This window comes from Cohnella nanjingensis, assembly GCF_014212125.1.
Classification (GTDB): Bacteria; Bacillota; Bacilli; order Paenibacillales; family Paenibacillaceae; genus Cohnella; species Cohnella nanjingensis.
Genome location: NZ_JACJVP010000039.1, coordinates 1 through 12,581, shown reverse-complemented (window position 1 = coordinate 12,581; position 12,581 = coordinate 1). Strand labels below are relative to the sequence as shown.

Annotated in this window: 12 protein-coding genes; 6 read left to right on the top strand and 6 right to left on the bottom strand. The window is 59.5% G+C overall.

The features are described 5' to 3' along the window. Positions 1–187: 187 nt before the first annotated feature. The 4 genes from H7C19_RS22330 to H7C19_RS22315 form a co-directional block, all read right to left on the bottom strand. Positions 188–895 (bottom strand): hypothetical protein, encoded by a 708-nt coding sequence (locus H7C19_RS22330; RefSeq protein WP_221469405.1) that lies wholly within the window; start codon positions 893–895, stop codon positions 188–190. Then, entirely contained in the window at positions 885–1,352 is a 468-nt protein-coding gene (locus H7C19_RS22325) for an RNA polymerase sigma factor (RefSeq protein ID WP_185671288.1), read from the bottom strand. The genes H7C19_RS22330 and H7C19_RS22325 overlap by 11 nt, the downstream gene beginning before the upstream one ends. Before the next feature lie 308 nt (positions 1,353–1,660). Beyond that, the gene (locus H7C19_RS22320; RefSeq protein WP_185671287.1) at positions 1,661–1,984 is read right to left on the bottom strand and encodes a hypothetical protein; all 324 of its coding nucleotides are present in this window, start codon (positions 1,982–1,984) and stop codon (positions 1,661–1,663) included. Positions 1,985–2,165: 181 nt separating this feature from the next. Beyond that, positions 2,166–4,781 (bottom strand): adenosylcobalamin-dependent ribonucleoside-diphosphate reductase, encoded by a 2,616-nt coding sequence (locus tag H7C19_RS22315; RefSeq protein ID WP_185671375.1) that lies wholly within the window; start codon positions 4,779–4,781, stop codon positions 2,166–2,168. A 479-nt stretch (positions 4,782–5,260) separates the two neighbouring features. Here H7C19_RS22315 and H7C19_RS22310 point away from each other — a divergent pair, with 479 nt between their 5' ends. The 3 genes from H7C19_RS22310 to H7C19_RS22300 all read left to right on the top strand — a co-directional run bounded on the left by H7C19_RS22310 (position 5,261) and on the right by H7C19_RS22300 (position 8,912). Further along, complete coding sequence (locus tag H7C19_RS22310; protein WP_376775398.1) at positions 5,261–6,916, top strand: DEAD/DEAH box helicase; 1,656 nt, start codon at positions 5,261–5,263, stop codon at positions 6,914–6,916. Then, complete coding sequence (locus H7C19_RS22305) at positions 6,913–7,857, top strand: YqhG family protein (protein ID WP_185671286.1); 945 nt, start codon at positions 6,913–6,915, stop codon at positions 7,855–7,857. The genes H7C19_RS22310 and H7C19_RS22305 overlap by 4 nt, the downstream gene beginning before the upstream one ends. Positions 7,858–8,036: 179 nt before the next feature. Then, entirely contained in the window at positions 8,037–8,912 is an 876-nt protein-coding gene (locus H7C19_RS22300) for a hypothetical protein (protein ID WP_221469403.1), read from the top strand. Between the two features lie 50 nt (positions 8,913–8,962). Here the strand turns inward: H7C19_RS22300 and H7C19_RS22295 are convergent, their stop codons facing one another. Then, positions 8,963–9,187, bottom strand: a complete 225-nt coding sequence (locus tag H7C19_RS22295) for a YqzE family protein (protein WP_185671284.1) — start codon at positions 9,185–9,187, stop codon at positions 8,963–8,965. A gap of 164 nt (positions 9,188–9,351) precedes the next feature. Here H7C19_RS22295 and H7C19_RS22290 point away from each other — a divergent pair, with 164 nt between their 5' ends. Continuing rightward, positions 9,352–10,083 carry an N-acetylmuramoyl-L-alanine amidase family protein gene (locus tag H7C19_RS22290; protein ID WP_246469671.1) on the top strand — a complete coding sequence of 244 codons (732 nt, stop codon included), beginning with the start codon at positions 9,352–9,354 and terminating at the stop codon, positions 10,081–10,083. Positions 10,084–10,177: 94 nt separating this feature from the next. Here H7C19_RS22290 and H7C19_RS22285 read toward each other — a convergent pair whose 3' ends face one another. Beyond that, positions 10,178–10,987 (bottom strand): divergent polysaccharide deacetylase family protein, encoded by an 810-nt coding sequence (locus tag H7C19_RS22285; protein WP_376775396.1) that lies wholly within the window; start codon positions 10,985–10,987, stop codon positions 10,178–10,180. Positions 10,988–11,142: 155 nt separating this feature from the next. Between H7C19_RS22285 and H7C19_RS22280 the strand changes: the two genes are divergently transcribed. After that, positions 11,143–11,715 carry a xanthine phosphoribosyltransferase gene (locus tag H7C19_RS22280; RefSeq protein WP_185671373.1) on the top strand — a complete coding sequence of 191 codons (573 nt, stop codon included), beginning with the start codon at positions 11,143–11,145 and terminating at the stop codon, positions 11,713–11,715. Between the two features lie 185 nt (positions 11,716–11,900). Beyond that, the gene (locus tag H7C19_RS22275) at positions 11,901–12,107 is read left to right on the top strand and encodes a hypothetical protein (protein WP_221469401.1); all 207 of its coding nucleotides are present in this window, start codon (positions 11,901–11,903) and stop codon (positions 12,105–12,107) included. Positions 12,108–12,581: the final 474 nt, after the last annotated feature.

Here is a 12,581-nt window from a genome sequence, read left to right as displayed (position 1 = left end):
AAACTTAAACATGACCGCGAAAGGTGTGGCAGACCGAGCTGCCCTGGCTTCGGAACCGCCCGCATAAGTAAGGCAAAACTGAAGAGGGCCGCCCCTGGTTGGGGACGGCCTTGAAAATAGTTGCTGTGTCGATCAAGTAAATGAAGCGTATCCGTTATCCACCTTGAAAGAAGACCCCGTATGACGTCTAATTTCCATACTCTTTCCAATACTTCGCTAAGCGGTCCTTAAGTGCAGCGTCCAGATCTTTCCCTTCCTCTGCATCCAGATTGGCGCCTCCGATGGCCATCGCCAATTCCTGGCTAAGTCCTCGCACTCCTCCTGACATGCCCAGCTCGGGCAGCCATTCCATCTGGGAGTACCACCGCTCCGCATAATCTTTGGTTCCGCCGGCGTTCTTCACGATATACAAGCGATGCAGGATGTTAGTGTCGTCTCGATAGCTATAGTAAAAGTATCCCTTCTTCTTAAGCGCCTCCGTAATATTGATTTTTTCTCCGTTTACGCTTACGATGAGGCGCCCCCAGGATTTCTTGACGAGCCAAGGCCCATTGCCGGGGCTGGCTATTACCTTCTTATTTTTACCTTCAATTTCATAGTGCAAGGTATCGCCGTTTGCTAAGGTAACCGTCTGTCCTTTTCCGTTAAAATAGCGATCGTATAACTTTTCGATATCGCCGGATACTGCAGCATACGCTGTTGCCGAGATGAGGAGTACGAGCAAGCTGGCAGATAACGAGATCAGTATTTTGCGATAGGAGGCTCGTCCGCGCATCTCTCGGCTTGGTTCATGTGCGACCCGGCGCTGCCGTTCGATGGCTGTCCACATGTTCTCTTTCTGATTCTCGTTTGGAGTAATTGCCTCGAAAAGTTGATTGATATGATTATTTATCATAGTGGCCTCCTAAGCTTAACTTCATGAGCGTACGCCCCTTCGCCAGCTGTGATTGAATCGTGCTTTCTTTGCGGATGAGCATGTTCGCGATTTCTCTGACTGAATACTCTTCGAAATAATAAAGATAGAGTACGATTTTGTATTTATCAGGCAACGCCAGCAGCTGATCAAGCACCTCTCTCGAGCGATCGCCGTCATCCCTCCAAACCGCTTCCGGCAAGCGTGTCAGCTCGACTTTCCGCGTTCTCCACCAGCTTTTCAGTAAATCCTTGCAATAGTTCCTGGTCGTTACGATAAGCCATGCCTTCTCATGCTCGGGGTCAGCAAAAGACGTGTTGGACTTCAATAGTTTCAGAAAAATCGATTGAACAGCATCCTCCGAATCGGTTGAATTTTTGAGATACATGAAGCAAATGCGATAAATCATTTCTACGTTCCGTTTATAAATGTCATCCATGCTTTCACCTCGTATATGTATAACACGATCGTGGACCAAGAAATATCCTTATATCTCACTTGTTTTTACTTTCCCATACTCGCTTATACAAAATGAGACGTTGGCGATCAGTTCAGGATTAAGCGAGGTTTTGATGTAAGAAGAAAATAAAGTATTAGACCGTAATAAATAGAGTTGTAGACTGGCGGGCAAGCCGCATACGCGCGGCGCCCCGGTGACGGCGGTCGGGTGGCTGCGCTGCAGCTCATGCTCCAAGTTCTTCCGGATGCGATCCGCGCTCGAGCGGCTGTTATGTCCATATAGTCAGTCTAATACTTTATTTTTCTTTTTCGAGTTAGCACGATTATGAAATTTCCGCGCAGTCTAAATCTTATTTTTCGGATGTTGACGTTTTTACTATCCTTCTTTTGAACAAGCCACTTATGGATGTCGAAATCAAAAAGAACTTCATTCAGTTTCCCTTTAGCAATCTCAACGGCCGAAAGAATGTTGGGGTTATATTTTCGAAAACGAACTCCTGTAAGACCTAGATTGATTCGGTAACTCATTATGTCATTCATTTCTGCTAGTCGGAGCATGTAGCTAAAAAATGATTCATCTGGCTTCTGAACCGGTTGATTGGGCCACTTCATGATCATTACTCCTAAAAAAAAGTGTGCTGGTCTAAATGACCAGCACACTTTTTATATCCATAATTATGCATAATTATGCATTTTCTCGTTAATTACGAAAAAGTGTCTCACTTATTATGGAAGTATTCTCACTAATTCTGACAACACACAAAAGCCCCCGATTCCGGGGGCTTCAATTCATTTAGGAGCACTTGCTATACCCGCAGTTCGCGCAGGTCTTGCAGCCCTCTACGTTCAGCAGTGAAGCCGAGCCGCAGGACGGACACAGATCCAGAGACGTGTACGGCTGGCTGCCCAGCGAGCCGCCGTGACTATGCCCTTGATCGGCGGCAGCAGCCGCTTGGCTCGTCGCCGCGATCGGCAGCTCGGACGCGGCAGACTGCTCCTCTTCGGCGAGCAGGTTCGCGTGCATCTCGAGCGCCTTGGCTACGGCGTCCGCGATCGACTCGACGCGGTTCGGACCGAAGCCGACGGCGCCGGAGCCGCCGATGCCCTTCAAGTGCTTGACGAGCAGCTGCACCTTGTTGCCGTGGTCGCCGTATCGCAGGAACAGCGAGCAGACGCGGCCGAGCGCTTCGGCCATCGCGAACACGTCGGAGCCGGCCTTGCCTACGTTCAGGAAGATCTCGCCCGGCGTGCCGTCGATGTCGTTCACGGTGATGTACGCCATGCCGAACGGCGTGTTGAACTTGTACGTCGCGCCGCGCAATACTTTCGGACGGCTCTTGTACTGCTTGTCGAACACTTGCGCCTGCGCCGGAGTGACCGTCACGGGCAGCGCCTTGCCGAGCGTGTCGAGCGCGGACGTCTCGCCTGCCGTTGCGGAAGCTTCAGCCGCTTCGGCCGCAGGCACGGCTGCCGCTTCTTCCTTCTTCTCGTCCTTCGCCGTGCTCAGCACTTGCACGTCGCGGCTGCCGTCGCGATAGATCGTGACGCCCTTGCAGCCAAGCTCGAACGCGAGCTCATACAGCTCGGCCGTCTCTTCGACGGTGAAGTCGGCCGGGCAGTTCGCCGTCTTGGAGATCGAGCTGTCGACCCAGCGTTGGATCGCCGCTTGCGCGCGGATATGATCCTTGGCCGACAGGTCCATCGCGGTGACGAACCATTCGGGGAGCTCTTCGCCCGGATGCGCGTCCTTCCACTCCTGCGCGATCGGCACGAGCTGCTTGTCGAAGCCGAGCCGGCTCTGACGGAAGAATTCGAAAGCGAAGTACGGCTCGATGCCCGTTGACGTGCCGACCATCGTACCCGTGGAGCCCGTCGGCGCCTGGGTGATGACGGTGACGTTCCGCATGCCGCGCTTGCGCACCGCTTCGGTCACTTCCGGATACGCCTCGTGCATGTTCTTCATGAAGCCGCTTTGCAGGAACGGCTCCGCCTCGAACGCATCGAAGGATCCCTTCTCCGCCGCGATCTCCGTCGACGCCAGATACGCTTCGCGCGCCATGAAGCCGTACAGCTTGTCGAGGAAGGTCAGGCTCTCCGGGCTGCCGTAGCGAATCTCGAGATGAATCATCAGCTCCGCGAGCCCCATCGTGCCGAGGCCGACGCGGCGCTCCTTCTTCTGGTTCGCCTCGTTCTCCGGGAAGTGGTAAGGCGTCTTGTCGATGACGTTGTCCAGGAACCGCGTGGAGTAGCGGACGACCTTGGACAGTTCGTCCCAAGCGACGTCATGCTTGTCGGCATCGTAGAACTTGGACAGGTTGATCGCCGACAGGTTGCACACGCCCCAAGCGGGCAGGCCTTGTTCGCCGCACGGATTCGTGCAGATGATCGGGTTGAAGTACCAGCTGTTGGACATCTGGTTGTAGTATTCCATGAAGACGACGCCCGGCTCGGCCGACTTCCAGGCGGACTCGATGATCGTCTGCCACACGTCGCGCGCGCGCACCGTCTTGTACGGGATGACGTTCTTGCCCAGCTTCTTCCACTTGTCGAGATCGCCGTCCCACAGCTCGTTGTATTCCGCGTCGCTCGTGTCCGGGAACACCAGCTCCCAGTCGAGGTCTTCCTTCACGGCCTTCATGAACGCGTTGCTCACGCAGACGGACAGGTTCGCGTTGGTCACTTGGCCCATCGTCTGCTTGACGGTGATGAAGTCCACGACGTCCGGGTGCCAGTCGTTCATCATCAGCATGAGCGCGCCGCGGCGGCTGCCGCCCTGCTCGATCAGGCCGGTCGTGTAGCTGAAAAGGCCGCCCCAGGAGACGGCGCCGCTCGAGGAGCCGTTCACGCCGCGTACGATCGCGCGACGCGGACGCAGCGAGCTCAGGTTGATGCCGACGCCGCCGCCGCGCGCCATGATCTCCGTCATCTCGGACAGCGTCTCGATGATGCCGCCCCGGCTATCGTGCGGAGACGGGATGACGTAGCAGTTGAACAGCGTCAGCTCTTCGCTGGCGCCCGCGCCCGCCGCGATCCGTCCGCCCGGGACGAGCTTCCAGTCGTCGAGCACCCAGCGGAACTTCTCCTGCCACTCCTTCTGCTTGTCGGGCGCCTCGACCGAAGCCATGGCGCCGGCGAGCCGGTCCCACATCTCCTGCGGCGTCTTCTCGATCGTGAGCGTCAATTTATCCACATTCGACTCGACGAGGTCTCCGTTGCGAAGCTTCACGGTCACGTTCTTGCCTTCCCGCTTCACGACTTCCCCGACGTCCTTCGCGGGGAACTTCGGATCGTCCTTGGTCAGGACGAGCACGACGTCGCCGACCTTCGTCTCGTTCGTATCGGCATTCTTCCAAGCATACCGGTCTAGAAATATCTTCTCGCTTAATCCTTCCAACTTCTTCGTTTCCATCGTCGTTTTCACTCCGGTACACCCTCCCGTAATGGCGTCGATTCAAGGATTTCTAGGCGCGCACCAACAAACATAATGTATGTAAATTGTACAATATATTGTGTGCGAATACCATTATACTATACCACATATTGAACGACTACCGACCGTTTTCGACCCCTGCGCGAATCATGCGGGAACAGCTTGGACGTACCTCGCGATTGCTTCCATTCTCTCCTGTTTTTGCGAAATGTTTTATTCGCATCGCTAGATGCCCATACTATCTGGGTATCCCGACCATCGCATCGCGAGGAGGTAATCGTCTGCGTCCCCCTTACTTGCATCCCGGCTCGTCCCCAGGGCCCGAACCGATCCCGCACGCCTTCCCGCCGGCCTCCGAACCGCAAGCCGCCGAGACGTCCGCCGCCTCCGTCCCGCCGCAGCCGCAGCCGCAGCCGCAAGCGCCCGCCCGCAAGATCCATCCGCTCGTCGATCTCCATGTGGATCGCGCGCCGCTCGAAGAGCTGGAGCGGCGGCTCGAGCGCAACGGACCTTGGGACGACTGGGGCTTGTATCAGATGCATTGGGAGGCCGAAGAGGCGACCCGCGTCACCGACTTCCACGAGCTGCAATGCATGAGGCTCCTGCCGAATCTCACGCCGCTGCCGCATCAGACCGAGACGGCGCTGCGCGTGCTGCACGTCATGCGCGGCCGCGCCATTCTCGCCGACGAAGTCGGTCTGGGCAAGACGATCGAAGCCGGCCTCGTGCTGAAGGAGTATCTCGTGAGAGGCTTGGTGAAGCGCGTCCTGATCCTCGTGCCCGCCTCCCTGGTGCTGCAATGGGTGCGGGAGCTGAACAGCAAGTTCGGCATCCCCGCCACCGCGCAAAAAAAAGAATACCACTGGAACAACGATATCGTCGTCGCTTCCATGGACACGGCGAAGCGCGAGCCGCATCGTTCTTCTCTGCTCGACGCCGAGTACGACATGCTGATCATCGACGAGGCGCACAAGCTGAAGAACAAGCGGACCGGCAACTATCAATTCGTGAACGATCTGCGCAAGAAATACTGCCTGCTGCTGACAGCCACGCCCGTCCAGAACGACCTGAACGAACTCTATAACCTGATTACCCTGCTGAAGCCCGGCCAACTCGGCGGAGAAGGCGACTTCGCCTCGAACTACGTCGCCGACCGGCGGATCGCCAAGAACGAGGACAAGCTGCAGGAAGCGCTCGGTCAAGTCATGATCCGCAACCGGCGGACGGACGGCGGCGTGGAGTTCACGAAGCGGTTCGTCACGAACGTGCCGCTGCGGCTCTCCCCCGAGGAGATGGCGCTGTACGAAGCCGTCACCAAGTACGTCCGCGAGCACGCCAAGGCCGAGCGCGGCGATCTGGCCAGCATGCTGTCGCTCGTCACGCTGCAGCGCGAGGTCTGCTCGAGCCGCGACGCCGTCTTCCTGACGCTGATCAACCTGTTCAAGAAGACGGCCGAAGACTCGCCGCTGCGCGCGCGCATCTGGGAGCTCGTGGAGTTCATCAAGCAGATCAAGGCCAACACCAAGGCCGAGAAGACGATGGAGCTGATCAACCGGATCCAGGACAAGACCATCGTGTTCACCGAATACCGCGCGACGCAAGAGTACCTGATCCGGTTCTTCAAAGAGCACGATCTGGCCGCCGTTCCCTACCGCGGAGGCATGAACCGGGGCAAGAAGGACTGGATGATGGACTTGTTCAAGCGCCGCGCGCAGGTGATGGTCGCGACGGAAGCGGGCGGCGAAGGCATCAACCTGCAGTTCGCCCACAATATCATCAACTTCGACCTCCCCTGGAACCCGATGCGGGTCGAGCAGCGGATCGGCCGCGTGCATCGGCTGGGCCAGACCGAGGACGTTCAAATCTACAATCTATGTACGTACGGCACCATAGAGGAACATATCGTACACCTGCTCCATGAGAAAATCAATATGTTTGAAATGGTAATCGGGGAGCTCGACGAGATCGTGGAACGGATGGAGCGGGAGGAGCCGCTCGAGCGCCGTCTCGCCCAGATCATGCTCGAAGCGACGGACGAAGCCGAGCTCCGGCAGCGCATCGACGGGCTCGGAGATTCCCTCATCAGACAGATGCATGAGGAGAAGAAGCCATGAACGCCAAGCAAGTGCACAAGTTCGTCCTCTCCTACTTGGAGGCGACCCAATGCCAGATTCTAGAGAAAAGCCCGAATCACGTCATCGTGAAGCTCTCGCCCGAGGCGGACCGCCACCTGACGAACCGGCCGTATTACTGGAGCTTCGTGGACCGGACGGGCGCGGAGCCGGAGACGATGACGTTCTCCTGGCAGTTCGCGACCGCCGAAGGAGAGGAAGATTCCGCTCAGACAGCCCAGCCTCAGATGGGCGGGACGAGCGCCAGCGCGTACGGAATCGTCGCCGGCGGCGCCGCGCAGCAGCCCCCTCCGCTATTCCCCCAGGCGGGGCCCCGCATCCTGCGGGAGGACGTCTACTTCGGATCGGGGCGGCTCGCGCAGATCTTCGATTCGGTGCGGGAAGGCGGACGCTGCATCACGCTGTTCGAGGAGCCGCCGCGGGGCCGTCTGGATCCGTTCAGTTCGAATCCGTACACCGCCTGGTTAGGCGTGAACTTCAAAGTGGGGTATGAATGCGATATGAAGCGCGAAGAGTTGTACGGCTGGGGCATCTCGCTCGCGACCGGCAACATCGACGAGCGCTTCTTCGAGAAGCTGCGCGAGCGCCGCCTCACGGCGAAGCTCCCGTCGAACGTCCATCTGCTGCGCAACGGCCTCTCCCTTCGCAAAGGGATGACGCAGCTCGAGCATGCGCTCGAGCGCAGAATCAAGACGGCGGACTTCGGCTGGGCCGTCGAAGCGGACGAGCGCCGGATGGACGAGATGAAGCGGATCGAAGCGTACTACGAGCCGATGATCTCGCGGGCCGCCACCGACGAACAGGCGGAGGCGCTGCGTACGCGATTCCGCCAGCGCGAGGCGGAGATCGACTGGCAATACCGGCCCAGGGTGACGTTATCCGTCATGAACTGCGGAATCTTCCACCTCCCCGGCATCGATTGACGACGATCAGACAAAAAAAGAAGCGGCGGCGCGCCGCTTCGAAGACACATTCCAACAGTATCGGCAGGGCTTGTCCGGTACAATGCAGGTTAGGCGAATCCGCTCCCCCCACTACAGACAAAGCAGGTGATCCCGTAATGACACGGACCCGTCGCACAGACCGCCGCCGCTTGCCGTTCATGCCGCTGATCTTAGCTTTCGCTATAGCTGTCGTTCCTCTTGCCTCTTCCGCGCTGCTGCCGGCCGTCGCGCACGCGGAGACGCCGAGTCCGCAGACCGCGGACCGCGCCTTGCTGGAGAAGCAAGTCGCGGATTGGGTCGACGTCCTCTCCGCCCAGAAGCCGTTCGCCGCGTGGAAGCAAGCTTCTCCGCGCATCGAAGCGCTCGGGCCGGGCACGCACGGATGGCTCGTCACGCTCGTCTCCGGCGGACGCCCCGCCGGATATCTGATCGTCTACGCCGCCGAAGACGGCACCTACCGGCTCGGCGAGTACGGACTCGGCGACCAGCCGCTGTTCGATACCCGCGCCCTGCGCCGCGCGCTCTTCGCGAACGGCTGGATCGACTCCGTCCATTCCGACGCCTTCACGGCGATCAAGCATTATGCCCACGCCTTCGCCGCCGCCTGGGAAGTCCGCCTGCCGGGGCAGATCGTCTGGCTGGATGCCAAGACCGGCGAGCAGCTGCCGCTGGACGACGCCTCCTGGGCGCAGGCGTCGAAGACGGACGCGCTCGCCGCGCCGGCCCGATCTTCGGCGGCGATGAAGATCGGCGCCCTGAAGCTGAACGAGTCGTTCGATCCGTACGAGCGCCTGCCTTGGCTCATGGACGAGAAGCCGTTCGGGGCCGATCCGGCGAAGCTGCTGCAGCGGCTCGCGAACAAAGGCCACCTGCGGTTCGTCTCCGAGCCGTTCGGCGAGGCCATGCTGTACGCGCTGCCCGTTACCGGGTATCAACGCTGGGCCGACGGCCGCGTCGATCTCGCGCTCGATATGGACGGCACGCGGTTCATTCCGCTCGCGTCGCTTCAAGCGCTTGGACTTTTCTATCGATAAACGAGGGCAGCCGTTTCTTTTCCGACATAAAACAAGCCGCCAGCCCCGGATCACGATCCAGGCGCGTGCGGCTTGTCTTTTTTGCGGGTTTCGAGCCATTCCTGGTTCTTCTTGGCCTGCCACCAGATCTGCATGCCCATAAGTCCGAACCAGCGGGCTAGCCAGGGTTCGCGGCGGGATCGCCGCATCTTGCGGGCTTCCCGTTCGGCCGGCGTGATCAGATAAGTCACCGTCCGGTCGGTTACGTATTTGAGCCAATCGGTCGCGTCGCTCATCCCGTCATCCCCTTCCGAAGTCTGCGTTACCTCTAGCATGCCCTTTCTGAAGCGATTCCAACCGGGCCTCGCCGCTGACAAGCCGTTCCTTGAATGAGATGGCGCTTCCCGTGCCACGATATAGGGAGCAGGAAGCTACGGAAGGAACGATGCGCATGCCCTTATTGAAGCGATTCAAGCGCGCGGCGATCCGCGCCGCGTCTCTCGCGGTTGCCGCGTGCGCCTTGTCCGGTTGGAGCGCGCCGCCGGCCGGCGAAGTCGACCCGCCGGTCGGCGCGAACCCGCTGTTCCCCTCCCATGCCGAACACGCCTTGCCGTCCGCGGAAGTGATCATCGACGCGGGTCACGGGGGGATCGACGGCGGTACGCACGTAGGCGACATCCTGGAGAAGGACATCAACCTGGCGATCTCGCGCAAGCTCTACCTGATCCTGCGCAGCCACGGCGTAAGGGCCGTCCTGAATCGGACCGGCGACTACGCGCTTAGCGACGACAACCGATGGCACCGTTCGTCCCGACATCAGCGCGACCTGTCGCAGCGCGGCGGCCTGCCGGACGAGCTCGATGCCGGCATCTTCGTCAGCATTCACGTGAACTGGTCGAAGCGCAGCGGTACGCGCGGACCGATCGTCATCCATCAGGAGGAGGCCCACAGCGCGCTGCTCGGGACGTTCATCCAGCAAGGTTTGAACCGGCAGCAGCAGTCGAAGTTCCTCCCGCAATCCGGCGGCAAGTTCTACGTGTTGAAAAAAATCAAGATCCCGAGCGTCATCGTGGAGACCGCGTTCATGAGCAATGCCAAAGACCGCGAGATGCTGACTTCCCCGCGCGGGCAGACGCGGATCGCCGCCGCGATCGCGGGCGGCATCCTCGCCTACCGGTGCGTCTCGCCCTAACGGCGCCTTGCAACCAACCGCATCTATAAAGAAGCGGCCGATCCGTGACGATTAACCGTCCGGATCGGCCGCTTCTTATCGTTCCCTCTTCCGTTCAGGGCAAGGCTCCTGCAGACGGCAGGAGCTCCGACAGCTTCACGAACCGGGCCTGCGTCTGGAGCGACGGCGCAGCGGCCTTCAGCGCGCTCGACGTGATAAGGCCAGGCGGCCCCACATGCCCGATGACGACCGTCTTCTCGTGCTTGCCGACGATCTCCTTCAGCACGGCGATCTGACGCGAGACGTGCTGGTGGGTGTAGACGTCGTCCAGGAAGACGTCGTTCTGCAGCAGCGGCACGCCCAGCTCCTTGGCCACCTTCGGCACGACCGTCTTGTAGGAGGTGCGGCTGTCCAGGAAGAACAGCCCCCTCTCCCGGCAGACCTGCAGCACGATCCGCATCACGCGCTCGTCCGCCGTCGCTTTGGAGCCCATATGATTGTTCATGCCCACCGCGTGCGGCACGTCCGCGATCGCCGCCTCCACCCGCGTCCGGATCTCCTCGTCGGAGAGGCCGGTCAGGATCGCCTTCGGGCCGAGCCAGCTCTTCTTGCCCCGTACCGGCTCCATCGGCAGATGCACGATGACGTCCCGGCCTTGGGCGTGAGCGGCTTCGGCATCCGCCTTCGTCGACGGCAGGAAGGGCATGACCGCCACCGTGAGCGGGATCGGGAGCTTCAGCATCTGCTCCGTTCCCTTCATGTTGTTGCCGAAGTCGTCGATGACGACCGCGACTCTCCTCGCTTCCGGCTGCTGGCCTTCGGCCGCTGCCCGCGGCGCGGCGGTCCAGACGGCGGGCAGCGCCAAGCCGGCCAGCAGCGCGGCGATCGCCGCGCCACGCCGGATTCCCGTATGCCTTGTTGTCAAGCAGTTGGCCCCCTTGATGAAGCATGCGATCCGTATCGTCTTCATTGTGTGAGGAAATTCCCGGCATTATGCGGCGCGTTGCGGAAAATCCCGGACAAGTCGGTTATAATGGAAGCCTGAAGAGTGAAAGCATATGTGCAAAGGAGAGCTGTGTCATCGAACAGCTGAAAAACAAGATTTTGAGCGAAGGCCGCGTGCTCGGCGACCAAGTGCTCAAAGTGGATTCTTTCCTCAATCATCGGATCGACCCTGCCCTCATGTCCGCGATCGGCGATACGTTCGCCGCCTTGTTCGCCGAAGAAGGCGTCACCCAAGTGCTGACGCTCGAATCGTCCGGCATCGCCCCTGCGATGATGACCGCCCTGCGGCTGCGGGTGCCGCTGATCTTCGCGCGCAAGCGGAAGTCGCTCACGCTGAAGGACGATATGTGGACGGAGAAGGCTTACTCCTTCACCAAGCAGGAAGAGAGCGAAGTCTCGGTGTCCCGGCAGTTCCTGCATCCCGCGGACCGCGTCCTGATCGTCGACGACTTCCTGGCGAACGGACAGGCCGCGCTCGCGCTCGCCCGCATCGTCGCCCAGGCGGGCGCGACCGTAGCCGGTATCGGCATCGTCATCGAGAAGTCCTTCCAGTCCGGACGCGCCACCCTGCTCGAAGCGGGCTTCCGGGTCGAATCGCTCGCCCGCGTCGCCTCGTTGTCGGAGGGCCGCGTGACGTTCGCGGAGTAGCCGGATCTGCGCTTGGCCGGCGGAGATAGACACTTGCCATGAATTGTGGGCGGACGAAATAGGCGGATGAACAGACCTACTGGGTGCCTTTCTCGTATACTGTACGACAACCCAGGAAGGAGCTGGTTACGATGTCCGATTGTCCAGAATGCAAGGCCAAATCGATCTATGATCCGCCTCAAACGGTGTACGAAGATTATTACCATCCGCAACACGTCGAAGTCGTACAGACGGTAGAGGTCATCCGCCGGCACCATTGCGTACCGGTCTACCACCACGTGACGGTCTGCACGGCCAAAGACGTGTACTCCGACGAATTTGCCGCCCCCAATGCCGCTGCCATGATGCGCAGCAGCGGGCGCAGCGACGGCGCCTCGAAGAAGCGGAGATAGCCCGCGCCCCGGACGTCCAAAGAACCAGCCTCGGCGGCTGGTTCTTTTTTTATGAAAATGGGTCTTGGCCATTATCCCTTTCAGGGCTTACACACCTAATAATCGTAGGGAATATTCGTCTTCGGTTGGCAAAGGTCGCCCGGAATTCATCGGCTGGGGCCAGTCCGGTGATGCTCGCCAGCGGTGCTCGCTGGTGGTGCTTGATGGTGGTGCTTTCTTGTGGTGCTTTCTTGTGGTGCTTTCTTGTGGTGCCTTCTTGTGGTGCCTTCTCGTGGTGCCTTCTCGTGGTGCTTTCTCGTGGTGCTTTCTCGTGGTGCTTTCTCGTGGTGGCTGCTCCCCAATAAATTGTATTCATACAACTTATTTGGCTCCCATCGGCGGAGAAGAGGCATTTACTTGCAAACGTACAACTTATTCAGCAGAAAATCGATAAATATTCAAAAAATGGCCGATTTAGTTGTACGTTTACAACTT

Bases quoted from the DNA above. Each gene is read 5' to 3' on its own strand.
- H7C19_RS22330 (WP_221469405.1), bottom strand. From the start codon at position 895: ATGATAAATAATCATATCAATCAACTTTTCGAGGCAATTACTCCAAAC.
- H7C19_RS22325 (WP_185671288.1), bottom strand. From the start codon at position 1,352: ATGGATGACATTTATAAACGGAACGTAGAAATGATTTATCGCATTTGC.
- H7C19_RS22320 (WP_185671287.1), bottom strand. From the start codon at position 1,984: ATGAAGTGGCCCAATCAACCGGTTCAGAAGCCAGATGAATCATTTTTT.
- H7C19_RS22315 (WP_185671375.1), bottom strand. From the start codon at position 4,781: ATGGAAACGAAGAAGTTGGAAGGATTAAGCGAGAAGATATTTCTAGAC.
- H7C19_RS22305 (WP_185671286.1), top strand. From the start codon at position 6,913: ATGAACGCCAAGCAAGTGCACAAGTTCGTCCTCTCCTACTTGGAGGCG.
- H7C19_RS22300 (WP_221469403.1), top strand. From the start codon at position 8,037: ATGCCGCTGATCTTAGCTTTCGCTATAGCTGTCGTTCCTCTTGCCTCT.
- H7C19_RS22295 (WP_185671284.1), bottom strand. From the start codon at position 9,187: ATGAGCGACGCGACCGATTGGCTCAAATACGTAACCGACCGGACGGTG.